This is a genomic window from Massilia sp. FBCC-B171, assembly GCF_059134155.1.
The window spans coordinates 716,354-729,148 of record NZ_CP101443.1 but is presented as its reverse complement, the minus strand read 5'-3'; the positions used below and the strand labels follow the sequence as shown (position 1 = coordinate 729,148).

Here is a 12,795-nt window from a genome sequence, read left to right as displayed (position 1 = left end):
CGCCGGCGGCATTCAACAGAATAATCTCCACGGCGCCCACGGCGGCGGGACTGGAATACAGACCATGAAAACCTATGTCATAGGCGACCTGCAGGGTTGCGCCCACGAAGCCGAAGCCCTGCTCGAGAAGATCGCCAGCGACGCCGGCGCCGGTACCCACGCGCGCATCCTGTTTGTGGGCGACCTGATCAACCGCGGACCGGAGTCGCTGCTGGCGCTGCGGCGCATGAAGGCGCTGGCCGAAACCAGCGCCGGCCGGGTCGAGGCCCTGCTCGGCAACCACGACCTGCACCTGCTGGCGGTGGCCGCCGGCGCGCAGGCGGCGAGCAAGTCCGACACCCTCGACGAGATCCTGGCCGCGTCCGACCGCGACGAGCTGATGGCCTGGCTGCGCGGGCGGCCGCTGGCGATGTTCGTCGATGCCCATCTGCTGGTGCATGCCGGGGTGGCGCCGCAGTGGGACGCGGCCCAGACGATGGCCCTGGCCAACGAGGTCGAGGAGGTGCTGCGCGGCGACGGCTGGGTCGATTTCCTGGCCAATATGTACGGCAACCAGCCGGACCGCTGGGACGACAGCTTGACCGGCATGGAGCGCCTGCGCTGCATCGTGAACGCCCTGACGCGCATGCGCCTGTGCCTGCCCGACGGGACCATGGATTTCGCGCACAAGGAAAGCGAGAGCGGACCGATCGGATCGGGCCTGCTGCCCTGGTTCGACCTGCCGGGGCGGCGCACGATGGATGTGACGGTGGTGTTCGGCCACTGGTCGGCGCTGGGCCTGATCCTGCGCCCGAACCTGGTGGGTCTGGACAGCGGCTGCGTCTGGGGCGGCAAGCTTACCGCCGTGTGCCTGGACGACCGCGGCCTGCTGCAGGTGGACTGCCCCGAATACCGGCCGCACGCCGGCAAGGCCTAGAGCGCTCTCAGCGGCCCGGCAGCGGCGCTGGCTCGGCCGGCCGGGCGGCAGGCACCAGGGCCGCCTGGATCGCGTCGTGCGCGGCCTGAGCCAATTCCCTGCGGTGCGCGCCGGCGCCTGCCAGGGGCGCCAGGCAAGCCAGGCGCGCCCTTACCTGCGGACCTTGCAGGATGGTGACGATGCTGTCGCCGAAACTCACGTCGCCCGTGTAGTCGACGCCGCGGTGCCAATTACCCGCCTCGTCGAGATAGGCCAGCGCGCAGGGCTGCACCGCCACGCGCGCATCGATCGCCGCCTCGAACAGGTTGGCGTGGAACGGCAGCACCGTGCCCTGCTGGGCGACGGTCCCTTCCGGGAAGAAGGCGACCCGCTCGCCCTGCCCCAGCACCGTTACGATCCCCTTGAAGATATGGCGCAGTTCGCGCCGGTTGCCGCGCGCGATGAAGACCGTGCCGGCCGCCGCCGCCAGCCAGCCCAGCACCGGCCAGGCGCGGATTTCGGACTTGGCCACGAAGCGGCAGGGATACAGCGAATTGATGACGAAGATGTCGAGCCAGGAGATGTGGTTCGCCACGAACAGCGCATGCTCGAGCGGCGCGGCGCCGGGCGCCGCCTCTACCCGCACGTTGCAGATGGCCAGCAGCCGGCGCGACCAGCGCCGTGTGGCCGCGTCGCGCAGGCCGCGGCGCGCCCAGGGAAAGACAAGCGCGCAGGTCGCCAGGCCCGCAAGCAGGTGGACGGTCAGGCGCGCGAGGCGCCAGGCAAGGCGAAGTCGAGTCATGGCAAATAAAAAAGCGGGGCTTGCGCCCCGCGTACCGGTTAACGCTGGTAAGCGATGCGCCCGCCGACGACGGTGGCTTTCACCTGTCCGGTGAGCTCATAGCCAAGGAAAGGCGTGTGCTTGCCCTGGCTGGCCAGCGCCGCGCCATTCACCAGCCAGCGCGTCTCCGGGTCGAACAGCACGATGTCGGCTTGCGCGCCCACGCCCAGCTGCCCGGCCGGCAACCCGGCGGTACGCGCCGCATGGGCCGTGACCTTGGCCAGCGCCAGCGGCAAGGCGTCGCTGCCGTGCTGCTCCTGCGCCCATTTCAGCATCAAGGAAAGCAGCAGCTCCAGGCCGGTGGCGCCAGGCGAGGCTTCGGCGAAAGGCAGCAGCTTTTCGTCGTCGTCGACCGGCGTGTGGTCCGAGCAGACGGCGTCGATCGTGCCGTCCAGCAGGCCCGCGGTGATCGCGTCGCGGTCGCGGCCGCTGCGCAGCGGCGGCGTCAGGCGCGCGTTGGAGTCGAAGAAGCCGATGTCGGCGTCGGTCATGTGCAGGTGGTGCACGCCGACGTCGCAGCTGACCGGCAGGCCTTCCTTTTTCGCCGCCCGCACCAGGGCCAGGCCCGCGGCGGACGAGATCCGGCACAGGTGCACGCGCGCGCCGGTGGAGCGCACCAGTTCGAAAATCGTGTTCAGCGCGATGGTCTCGGCCATCACCGGCACGCCCGACAGGCCCAGGCGCGTGGCCAGCGGGCCGCTGTGGGCGACGCCGCCGCGGCCGATGTGCGGATCCTGCGCACGCAGCCAGACGGTGTAGCCGAAGGTTTTGGCGTATTGCAGGGCGCGCAGCAGGACGTTGGTGTCGAGGATCGGCACCTCGGCCTGGGCGAAGCCGATGCAGCCGGCTTCGGTGAGCTCGGCCATCTCGGTCAGGGCTTCGCCCCTCAGGCCCATGGTCAGCGCGCCCAGCGGGTGCACGTGGGCCAGATCGAGGTTGCGCGCGCGGTGTTTCAGCATCTCGACCAGGCCCGGCTCATCCAACACCGGGTCGGTGTCGGGCGGGCAGACCAGCGTGGTCACGCCGCCCTGCACCGCGGCGCGCATTTCGGACTCCAGCGTCGCCTTGTATTCATAGCCCGGCTCGCGCAGGCGCGCCGAGAGGTCGACCAGGCCGGGGGCGACCACCAGGCCGCTGGCGTCGAAGGTGGTATCGGCCGTGAAGCCCGCGGGCGCATCGCCCACCGCCAGCACCTTGCCGTCGGCGACGAACAGGTCCGTGACGCGGTCGATGCTGTTTGCCGGGTCGATCAGGCGCCCGTTCTTGATATGTAGTTTCATCCGTGCGAAGTTCACGCCCTGCCTCCCGCCAAAATACTCATCACTGCCATGCGCACCGCAATGCCGAAGGTCACCTGCGGCAGGATCACGGCCTGCTTGCCGTCGGCCACCGCCGAGTCGATCTCGACGCCGCGGTTCATCGGTCCCGGGTGCATCACGATGGCGTCGGGCTTGGCCAGCGCCAGGCGCTCGGGCGTCAGGCCATAGCTCTTGAAATACTCCTGGGCCGAGGGCAGCAGCGCGCCCGACATGCGTTCGTTCTGCAGGCGCAGCATGATGATGACGTCGACGTCTTTCAGTCCCTCGTCCATGTTGTTAAACACGCGCACGCCCATGTGTTCCAGGCCGCTCGGCAGCAGCGTCTGCGGGCCGATGGCGCGCACTTCCGGCACGCCCAGGGTGGTCAAGGCATGGATGTCCGAACGCGCCACGCGGCTGTGCAGGATGTCGCCGACGATGGCCACGCGCAGGTTCGTGAAATCCTGCTTGTAGTGGCGGATCGTGTACATGTCGAGCAGGCCCTGCGTCGGGTGCGCATGGCGCCCGTCGCCGGCGTTGACCACGTGGATCTCCTTGCGGCCGCTGTCGTTGAGGTGCTTGGCGATCAGGTAAGGCGCGCCCGACTGCGCATGGCGCACCACGAACATGTCGGCATGCATGGCAGCCAGGTTGTCGATGGTGTCGAGCAGCGACTCGCCCTTGGTGGTCGACGAAGCCTGGATATTGAGGTTGATGACGTCGGCCGACAGGCGCTTGGAAGCGATCTCGAAGGTGGTGCGGGTGCGCGTGCTGTTTTCGAAGAAGAGGTTGAACACGCTCTTGCCGCGCATGAGCGGCACCTTCTTCACTTCGCGGTCGGAGATGCCGACGAAACTCTGCGCGGTGTCGAGGATGTGGTTGACGATGGACTTGGGCAGGCCTTCGATGGTGAGCAGGTGCTGCAGCTCGCCGTTCTTGTTCAGTTGCGGATTATTGTACAGTTTCGGCATTGTCGTCTTCGATCGTGAGCGAGAGTTGACCGCTTGCGTCGCGGGCCAGCGACAGCAGCTGCTTGTCTGCGAGCGTGGTGGTCACGCCGACGAAATCGGGCGCCACGGGAAGCTCGCGCCCGCCGCGGTCGGCCAGCGCCGCCAGCTTGATGCAGGCCGGGCGGCCGTAGTCGAACAGCACGTTGATCGCGGCGCGCGTGGTGCGGCCCGTGTAGAGCACGTCGTCGACCAGCAGGATGGTGGCGCCGTCGACGTTGAAGCCGATGTGGGTCGGCTTCACGTCCGGATGCAGGCCCTTCTTCGCATAGTCGTCGCGGTAGAACGAGACGTCGATGAAGCCGAGCCGCGCTTTCAGGTCGAGGTCGGCGGCAAGCCGTTCGGCCAGCCAGGCGCCGCCCGAGTGGATGCCGACGATGGCGGCATCGGGTGCGCTGGCAAGGCCGGCGCGCACCTGTTCGAGCAGGTCGCGGTACAGCGCCTCGGCATCGAAGTCTTGATTAGTTGTTGGCATGATCGTCAAAGTATTGTTGCAAAATGATGGCGGCGGCCTTGGCGTCGATGATCTCGCCGCGCTTGGCGGGAATCACGACGGACGAATAGCGCTCGTCGACCAGCTCGACGGGCAGGTCGAAGCGTCCGTGCAGCTGGTTGGCGAAGCGGCGCGCGCGCAGGGTCATGTCGTGCTCGGCGCCGTCGGGATGGCGCGGCTCGCCGACGACCAAACGCGCCGGGCGCCACTCGCCGATCAGCTTGCCGATGGTGGTGAAGCGGGTGGCGTTGTCGATGGCGTTGACCACCGTGAGAGGCTGGGCCTGCCCGGTGAGCGTATTGCCCATCGCGATACCGATACGCTTGATGCCGAAATCGAAGCCGAAAACGATGTCAACCATTGTCACGCATGGCCGGCCTCGGCGGCGAGCATCATCGGGTCGATGCCCAGTAGTTTGATGGCGGCGTTGTAGCGTTCCTCGATCGGCAGGTCGAACAGCACGTGCGCATCGGCGCCGACGGTGAGCCAGCCGTTGCGCGAGAGTTCTTCCTCGAGCTGGCCCGGGCTCCAGCCGGCGTAGCCGATCGAGACCAGCATGCGCGCCGGACCGGCGCCGCTGGCGACCGCCTCGAGCACGTCGATCGAGGTGGTGAAGGCCACTTCCTCGGTCACGTTGAGCGAGGACGAATAGCGGCCGCTCGGGCTGTGCAGCACGAAGCCGCGGTCGTCCTGGACCGGGCCGCCGAACATGATCGGCTCGTCGACCACGTGCGAGCGCAAGCCTTCGGACAGTTTCAGGTCGATGCGGTCGAACAGCACCTCCATCGTCATGTCGGTCGGCTTGTTGATGACGACCCCGAGCACGCCCTTCTCGTTGTGCTCGCAGACGTAGACCACCGCGCCGCCGAAGATCGGGTCTTCCATGGAAGGCATGGCGATGAGGAAATGATTGGCTAAATTCAACCCTGACGGTGCCGGACCGATATTGCCGAGTGTTTCGCCGCCTTGCGGCAGGCCGGCCATGGGCAGAGTGGTGCCGATTTTGCTTTTCTTCATACGCTGACTCTCTGTTGGCTCGCTCTCTGGGAGAACCTCGATCGACCGGCCGCGCGTTGGATCGTCCACCCGTCGCGGTTTCCCGAAGCCCACTGTTTAGTTACTACTATCCAGACAACAACATTAGGCTTTTCGATAGTTTACACTGAAACGCGCGACTGGCCACCGTGAGCGCCGTTGCGCGCGGCAAGTACGGCGCCTGGAGGGCGCAACGGATCGATCCTAGCCCGTAAAATGGCCCGCCCTGTTGACTGAAAACACGATGATTCCGAAAAGCAAGTCCCTCGTCTGGTTCCGCCGCGACCTGCGCGCTTTCGACCACGCCGCCCTGCACCACGCCCTGCGCGACGCCGTCCAGCACGGCGGCAGCGTGGTCTGCGTGTTCGTGTTCGATACCGCCATCCTCGCCGGGTTGCCGCGCGACGACCGCCGCGTGCGTTTCATCCACGCCAGCCTGCATGAACTCGATGCCGAGCTGCGCAAACTGGGCGGCGGCCTGCTGGTACGCCATGGCGCGGCGCACGAGCTCATCCCTGACTTAGCGGCGCAACTGGGCGTCAACGCCGTCTACCTCAACGAGGACTACGAGCCGGACGCGATCGCCCGCGATGCACGCGTGGCCGAGGCGCTGCAAGCCGAGGGGCGCGCCCTGCTGCGCTTCAAGGACCAGGTCATCTTCGAGAAAAGCGAGGTGCTGACCCTGGCCGGCGGCATCTACGGGGTGTTTACGCCCTATAAAAACGCCTGGCTCAAGCGCCTGAACGCGCAGCCGGAAGCCGCCGCACCCTGGATGATCGAACCCCATGCGGCCGGCTTCGCGCCGGTCCCGGCCACGCCGCTGCCCAGCCTGGCCGAACTCGGTTTCGACGACGGCCCCCTGCCCGCCCCGCCCGGCATGTCCGGCGCCACCCAGTTGTTCGAGGACTTCCTGCCGCGCCTGGCCGACTACGGCACGGCGCGCGATTTTCCCGCCCTCGATTCGACCTCGCGCCTGTCGGTCCACCTGCGCTTCGGCACCACCTCGGTGCGCCACCTGGTGCGCACGCTCAGGCAGATGATGGCCAATGGCGCCGGCGGCGCCGGCGCGCCGGTGTGGCTGTCGGAACTGATCTGGCGCGATTTTTACGCGATGATCCTGTTCCACCATCCGCACATCGCGCAGCAGTCGTTCAAGCCGGCGTTCGACGCCGTCGCCTGGGAAGCAGGCGACGCGGCTACCGCGCTGTTCGGCGCCTGGTGCGAAGGCCGTACCGGCTTCCCGCTGGTGGATGCGGCCATGCTGCAGCTGAACACGACCGGCTTCATGCACAACCGGCTGCGCATGGTGACGGCGAGTTTTTTGGTCAAGGACCTCGGCATCGACTGGCGCTGGGGCGAGCGCTATTTCGCGCGCCAGCTGAACGATTACGACCTGGCCTCGAACGTCGGCGGCTGGCAGTGGGCGGCGTCGACCGGGTGCGATGCGCAGCCCTGGTTCAGGATTTTTAATCCGACCACGCAGTCGCTGCGTTTCGATAAGCAGGGGGAATTCATTCGGCAGTATTTGCCGCAGCTGGCGAAGCTGGACGCGCGCGATATCCATGCGCCGTGGCTGGTGCCGGCGGATGAGCTGAAGGCGTGCGGGATTGTGCTGGGGAGGGATTATCCGGAGCCGGTCGTTGACCATGCGGAGGCGAGGCAGCGGACCTTGGAGCGGTTTGCTGTGGTCAAAGCCAGCGTCGATTAGCAGGACGTAGGGTGGGCGGCTCTGCCGCCCACGCGTCGATCGTTGACGTATGCGTCGCCGTACGGGCGGATCTCGCATCGGTTGAACGCGTGGGCGGGGAACCCGCCCACCCTACGGGTATCCGTCACCCGTTTCGACTATTTACGCTTCCGGCATCTCCTGATTCAACAAGCCCGCAATCGCCCCCAGCAACACCGGCTCCTGGAACGGCTTGCCGAAATACGCATTCACGCCCAGCCCCAGCGCGACGTTGCGGTGTTTATCCGCCGTGCGCGAGGTGATCATGATGACCGGCAGCGTGGCGGTCGCCGCGTCGCCGCGCACGTGGCGCACCAGGTCGAAACCGTCCATGCGCGGCATTTCGATATCGACCAGCATCAGGTCGGGCCGCACCTCGGGCAGCTGCGCCAGGGCGTCGACGCCATCCTTGGCCAGCGCAACGCGATACCCCTCGCGTTCGAGCAGGCGCTGGGTCACGCGGCGCACCGTGAGCGAATCGTCGACCACCATCACCATCGGCCGATGCACGGGCGCCGGCTGGCTGGCAGCGGGCACCGGCGTGGCCGTGCCGGCATTGCGGCCCAGGGCCAGGGGATTGAGGATCAGGACGATGTCGCCGGTGCCGAGCACGGTGGCGCCGGCAATGCCCGGCACGCGCGCCAGCTGCGGTCCCAGGTTCTTGATCACCACCTCGCGGTTGCCGAGCACCTCGTCCACCTGCAGCGCGATGCGCTCGCCGGCGCTGTCGAGCACCAGCACCGGACGCGAACGCAGGCCGGGTTCGAACCGCTCTCCTTCTCCCAGCAGCGCCGGCAGATAGTGGAAGGCCAGCACCTGGCCGCCTGCCTCGATCGTGCCGGCGTCAAAAGCCGTGGCCAGGTCCGCTTCGCGCACCTGCACCACCTGCTCGACCAGGGTCGAAGGCAGCGCATAGGTCTTGCCGGCGCTGGACACCAGCACCACTTGCGTCACGGCCAGCGTCAGCGGCAGGCGGATCGTGAAGCGCGCGCCGCTGCCACGCTGGGTGTCGATCGTCACCCGTCCGCCCAGCGCCTGCGCCTCGGAGCGCACCACGTCCATGCCGACGCCGCGCCCGGCCAGTTCGGTCAGCGTATCGGCGGTCGAGAAGCCCGGCGCGAAAATCAGTTCGGCTGCCTCCTCGTCGCTCAGCGCGGCGTCCGGCGCCACCAGGCCCAGAGTAGCGGCCTTGGCGCGGATGCGTTCCAGGTCGAGTCCGGCGCCGTCGTCGCTGAACTGCAGCACGACTTCATTGCCCTGCTGGCTGACCTGCACCAGCAGTTCGCCCGTTTCCGGCTTGTTGGCTGCAACACGGTCGGCGCGCGCCTCGATGCCGTGCACGATGGCGTTGCGCAGCAGGTGTTCGAACGGCGCGGCCATCTGTTCCAGCACGCTGCGGTCGATTTCCACGGCGCCGCCGCGGATATCCAGGTTGACCCGTTTATCAGTCTCTTTCGCCGTCTGCCGTGCGACCCGGAACAGGCGTTCGGACAGGCTCGCGAACGGCACCATCCGCACCCGCATCAGGTCGCGCTGCAGGTCGCGCGTCATGCGCGACTGGGCGGCAAGTTCTTCACCCGCCCCGTCGACCGTGCGCGAGAGCGACTCGTGGAAGGAGGCGACGTCGTTGACGCTTTCGGCCATCATGCGCGTCAGTTCCTGCAGGCGCGTGAAACGGTCGAATTCGAGCGGATCGAATTCGCGTTCGCCGGCGATCGACATGCGCGAGGCGATCTGCGATTCGGCCTGCATCTCGACTTCGCGCAACTGGCGCCGCAGGCGGCCCAGGTTGTCCGAGAAGTCCGACAGCGCGCCTTTCAGCACGCCCATCTGGTTTTCCAGTTTCGAGCGCGTGATCGAGACCTCGCCGGCCTGGGTCACCAGGCGGTCGAGGATGTCGGCGCGCACACGCACCAGCGGCGTACGGGCTTCCAGCGGAGCCAGGGCATCGAGCACGGGAGCAATATCAGTGGACGGCGCGATCGCCGGCGACTCCGCCTCGAGCGCCTGCGCCGGCTGCACCAATTGCTCGAACAAGGCCAGCGCCGTGTCGTAGTTGGCCATCAGCTCATCGAACGCGGCAGGCAGCGTGGTGCCCGCGTGGACCATGTTCTCGACCTGCGTTTCCAGCTCGTGCGTGTGCTGGCCGATGCGCATCGCGCCGGCCATGCGCGCGCTGCCCTTGACCGTGTGCAGCGTACGCAATAAACCCTGCGCCGGCGCCGGGTCGTGCGGATTGTGCTGCCACTGGCGCAGGCCATTGCCGATCTGCGGCAGCAGGTCGGCCGCCTCTTCCAGGAACACCGGCAGCAGGTCGGGATCGAGCTCGTCGTGCAGCACCGGCTCGGCCGCAAGCGTGCTGCTCTCGGCAGGCAGGGCCAGGGAACGTTCGATCGCTTCCGGCCGGGCTTGCGCCTGCGGCGCTGGTTCGGGTTCCGGTGCGCGCAGTTCTTCCGGCGCGGCGTAGGCGACGTCGTCCTCGGCCACGACATCGGCCGGCGCTTCTTCGGCGGTGGCCGGGGCAGGCGTTTCCGGCGCATCGAACAGGGCGTCGAAATCGACGCCAAACAGGTCGTCGTCGACGGCGTCGCCGGCGGCGGGCTTGCCCTCCAGCGGCGGCGCGGCTTGCTCGATCACCGGCGGCTCGGCCACCAGGCTCTCGTAAGTCTGTTCGAACAAGGTGTCGAGCTGTTGCGTCAGGCCAGGACCGGCGTCGCCATACGCGGCGGCGGCCTGCTGCTGCGCCAGCGCGTCGCGCAAGGCATCGAGCTGGGCCAGCATGTCCGGCTGGGCCGGGGCCAGTTCGTCGCGTCCAAAGGCCTGCAGCATCTGGCGCACGCGCACCAGCACGGCGTCAAACACGTCGTGCTGGGCGGACGAAAGGGCCGGCGCCGGCGCGGCCAGCATCTCGAGCGCCGTCTCCAGGGCCTGGGCCAGGTCGCGCAAGGCGAGGAAACCGACCGTGCCGGAGATGCCGGTGAGCGTGTGCACGGCCTTGAGCGCGTCCGTGCTGACCGGGCGGCCCGCTTCGTGGCGCCACTCGCCGAAATCGCGTTCGAGCAGGCGCACCAGCTCATCGGTTTCGGCGACATAGATGTTGTACAGGCCCAGCGGGATCTCGAGCGTGCCGACGCGGTGCATGTTCTCGTCGGCCGCCGGCGCCGGGCGCGTGGCCGTCGGCAGGGCGATGACATTGCTCGGCACTTCCGGTTCTTCGAGCGCAGCCGCCTCAGGCTCGGCCGGCGTCGCATCGGGAACGATCACTTGCGGTGCTTCAGCAGCAAACGCGCCGCCCGCCTGCACGCGTTCGCCCGCCGCGATCAGCTCCGCACTGTCGCGTGCCGATGCGCCACCCGCTTCCAGCTCCGCCACCCAGGGCGTGAGCCCCGCATGTGCGTACTCGACCAGGTCGAGCAAATCGGGCGTGGCGGCGCGCGCGTCGGCCAGCCAGACGTTCATGGCGCGCTCGACTGCCGCGGCGCCGGCCGCGAATTCATCGAGGCTGACCATGCGCGCGCTGCCCTTGAGCGTATGGAAGGCGCGCCGCACGATGGTCAGTGCTTCCTGGTCTTGCGGGGTGCTGCGCAGCTGCGGCAGCGTGGCGGCCACCGTGTCGAGCACTTCGCGCGCTTCGGCAACGAAGATCTCGAGCAGTTCGGCGTCGATGCCCGCGCCTTCCGGCACGCTGGCCGGCGCCTGCGAGGCGGCCGGGGCGGCAGGCGCCACGGCTGGTTCCTGCGCGAGGCTGGCCTGCTCGAAGCTCAGTTCACGCAGCAGTTGCGCTTCCTCGTCGAAGACGAAACGGCTTTTTGCGCTCTCGCTGTTTTGCGCCAGCATGTCGGTGAAGAAGCCGAGCGCGCCGATGTTGCGCGCGATGTTGTGCAGCGCGCCGGATTGCGCCTGGACGTCGCCGTCGCCCTCGGTCATCCGGGCCACCGCTTCGCGCACATGGTGCGCGGTGCGCGCAGCCGCTTCGAGGTCGAGGATAGCGAGCGCGCCCTGGATCTGATGCAGCACCGGGCTGGCCGCGCTCAAGGCGCCGCGCTTGTGCTGGGGGGCGTCGTAATACTCGTCGAGCAGTTTTTCGACCTGGCGCAGGCCGGACTTGATTTCGCCCGCCAGCACGGCCACCGTCTGGCCCTGCTGGATCTGGTGCGCCAATTCATTCTGCCAGTCGGGCGCCACGGGCGGCGTTTCGCCGGCGGCCAGGGCCAGCAGGCGCTGGCCCACCACTTCGGCGTGCTGGCCGAAATCGTCGGGCAGCTGGCGTACCTGGTCCAGGCCGTGCTCGACGAAGAGCATGGCGGTGGCCATTTCAAGGCTGAACTGGTCGTTGCGGCTCGAGCCGATGGAATCATTCGCTGCCTGGCCAAGCTCGCGCAGCAGCTGGGCCAGCGCCGGCGCGCCGAGTTTTTCGCTGGCGCCGGCCAGCGTCGCCAGCGCCGCGTTGAAATCGGCCTCGCGGTGATCGTCGGCGTGCACGGCCAGCTGGTCCCAGTCGGACTTCGAGCGCGCCAGCGCTTCCTTCGCCGTCTTCAGCGCGGCCGGATCGACCTTGCCATAGCGGCGCTCGGTGTAGTTGGCCGGCACCGCGCCCTCGAGCCCGAAGGCGCGGCGCAGCAGCGCAGCCTCGCCCTCGCCCTCGCCCTCACGAGCAGCCGCGATGAAAAACAGCGCGTCGCGCAGCATCGTGTCGGGCAGGCCCGCCTGTCCCTGCGACAGGCGCCGCAATTGCAGGTTGATCTGGCCGAACAGCTGTTTCACATACAGGTCGGCGGCCAGCACGCCATCGGCCACCAGGGTGGCGAAGGCATGCAGCGCGCGCCAGGCCGTGCGTGCCTGGGCGTCAGTCCCGCTGTGGGCCAGCGGCGCGATGGCCGCCGCCAGTGCGCCCGCGTGCAGGCGCTGCGCTTCGGCGTCGGTACTTTTCAGGTAAGGCAGGAGGGATTTTTCGAACATGGCGCGGCAGGCCGCGTAGTCGGGCGCGGCCTCGTCGTCCGCGCGCGGCAGTTCGGCGCTGCGCGCGGTGTCGATGTTCAGGAGGTCGGACGGGTGGATGCGCTCGGCGCCAAGCAGCTCCTGCAGCGCGCGGTAATACGGGAACAGGCGCACCGGCTGCGGCGCGCTGCCCGCCACCAGTTCGTCGAGGTATTCGCCGATCGCGCCGAAAGCCTCGCGCACGGCTTTGACGCTGTCGGCGCTGCAGTCGAGCGAGCGCTCCTTGAACCGGTCCAGCGCGCGCTCGGCGGCAGCGGTCAGCAAGCCCACGCCCTCGACATCGACCATCTGCAGCGCGCCGTGTGCCTGGTGCAGGTGCGTCTTCGCATGCAGCAGCAGGGTCGGCTGGGCTTCGCTGGCGCGCGTGGCGGCGTCGTTCAGGGCGGCGCTGGCGCGTTCGAGCGCACCGCGGATCTCGCCGATCACCCACGACAGGGGACCGGTGTCAAATGCGGGCGCGTGCTGGGATGAGGTCATGTTCAAAGGTCGGCTCTAAATGCGG

9 protein-coding genes are annotated in these 12,795 nt (G+C 68.2%); 2 read left to right on the top strand and 7 right to left on the bottom strand.

The features are described 5' to 3' along the window. Window positions 1-64: 64 nt before the first annotated feature. Window positions 65-916 carry a symmetrical bis(5'-nucleosyl)-tetraphosphatase gene (locus NMB41_RS03430; protein WP_494381086.1) on the top strand — a complete coding sequence of 284 codons (852 nt, stop codon included), beginning with the start codon at window positions 65-67 and terminating at the stop codon, window positions 914-916. A gap of 7 nt (window positions 917-923) precedes the next feature. Here NMB41_RS03430 and NMB41_RS03425 read toward each other — a convergent pair whose 3' ends face one another. Genes NMB41_RS03425 through NMB41_RS03400 form a run of 6 tightly spaced genes read right to left on the bottom strand, consistent with a single transcriptional unit; the run spans window position 924 to window position 5,551 of the window. Beyond that, window positions 924-1,697: a lysophospholipid acyltransferase family protein gene (locus NMB41_RS03425; RefSeq protein ID WP_494381085.1), complete on the bottom strand. Its 774-nt coding sequence runs from the start codon at window positions 1,695-1,697 to the stop codon at window positions 924-926. Between the two features lie 38 nt (window positions 1,698-1,735). Beyond that, on the bottom strand, window positions 1,736-3,016 hold the full coding sequence (locus NMB41_RS03420; RefSeq protein ID WP_494381084.1) for a dihydroorotase: 1,281 nt from the start codon (window positions 3,014-3,016) through the stop codon (window positions 1,736-1,738). An 11-nt stretch (window positions 3,017-3,027) separates the two neighbouring features. Next, window positions 3,028-4,005 (bottom strand): aspartate carbamoyltransferase catalytic subunit, encoded by a 978-nt coding sequence (locus NMB41_RS03415; protein WP_494381083.1) that lies wholly within the window; start codon window positions 4,003-4,005, stop codon window positions 3,028-3,030. Then, the gene (gene pyrR, locus NMB41_RS03410) at window positions 3,986-4,516 is read right to left on the bottom strand and encodes a bifunctional pyr operon transcriptional regulator/uracil phosphoribosyltransferase PyrR (protein WP_494381082.1); all 531 of its coding nucleotides are present in this window, start codon (window positions 4,514-4,516) and stop codon (window positions 3,986-3,988) included. The genes NMB41_RS03415 and pyrR overlap by 20 nt, the downstream gene beginning before the upstream one ends. Beyond that, window positions 4,503-4,895 carry a Holliday junction resolvase RuvX gene (gene ruvX, locus NMB41_RS03405; protein WP_494381081.1) on the bottom strand — a complete coding sequence of 131 codons (393 nt, stop codon included), beginning with the start codon at window positions 4,893-4,895 and terminating at the stop codon, window positions 4,503-4,505. The genes pyrR and ruvX overlap by 14 nt, the downstream gene beginning before the upstream one ends. Window positions 4,896-4,897: 2 nt before the next feature. After that, on the bottom strand, window positions 4,898-5,551 hold the full coding sequence (locus NMB41_RS03400; protein ID WP_494381080.1) for a YqgE/AlgH family protein: 654 nt from the start codon (window positions 5,549-5,551) through the stop codon (window positions 4,898-4,900). A 262-nt stretch (window positions 5,552-5,813) separates the two neighbouring features. Between NMB41_RS03400 and NMB41_RS03395 the strand changes: the two genes are divergently transcribed. Continuing rightward, complete coding sequence (locus tag NMB41_RS03395; RefSeq protein ID WP_494381079.1) at window positions 5,814-7,277, top strand: cryptochrome/photolyase family protein; 1,464 nt, start codon at window positions 5,814-5,816, stop codon at window positions 7,275-7,277. A 141-nt stretch (window positions 7,278-7,418) separates the two neighbouring features. Here NMB41_RS03395 and NMB41_RS03390 read toward each other — a convergent pair whose 3' ends face one another. After that, a complete protein-coding gene (locus NMB41_RS03390; protein ID WP_494381078.1) occupies window positions 7,419-12,770 on the bottom strand; it encodes a hybrid sensor histidine kinase/response regulator in 5,352 nt (1,783 codons plus the stop codon). Window positions 12,771-12,795: the final 25 nt, after the last annotated feature.

Excerpts from the sequence above, each read along its gene's own strand:
- NMB41_RS03430 (WP_494381086.1), top strand. The coding sequence starts at position 65 with ATGAAAACCTATGTCATAGGCGACCTGCAGGGTTGCGCCCACGAAGCC.
- NMB41_RS03425 (WP_494381085.1), bottom strand. The coding sequence starts at position 1,697 with ATGACTCGACTTCGCCTTGCCTGGCGCCTCGCGCGCCTGACCGTCCAC.
- NMB41_RS03420 (WP_494381084.1), bottom strand. The coding sequence starts at position 3,016 with ATGAAACTACATATCAAGAACGGGCGCCTGATCGACCCGGCAAACAGC.
- NMB41_RS03415 (WP_494381083.1), bottom strand. The coding sequence starts at position 4,005 with ATGCCGAAACTGTACAATAATCCGCAACTGAACAAGAACGGCGAGCTG.
- pyrR (WP_494381082.1), bottom strand. The coding sequence starts at position 4,516 with ATGCCAACAACTAATCAAGACTTCGATGCCGAGGCGCTGTACCGCGAC.
- ruvX (WP_494381081.1), bottom strand. The coding sequence starts at position 4,895 with ATGGTTGACATCGTTTTCGGCTTCGATTTCGGCATCAAGCGTATCGGT.
- NMB41_RS03400 (WP_494381080.1), bottom strand. The coding sequence starts at position 5,551 with ATGAAGAAAAGCAAAATCGGCACCACTCTGCCCATGGCCGGCCTGCCG.
- NMB41_RS03395 (WP_494381079.1), top strand. The coding sequence starts at position 5,814 with ATGATTCCGAAAAGCAAGTCCCTCGTCTGGTTCCGCCGCGACCTGCGC.
- NMB41_RS03390 (WP_494381078.1), bottom strand. The coding sequence starts at position 12,770 with ATGACCTCATCCCAGCACGCGCCCGCATTTGACACCGGTCCCCTGTCG.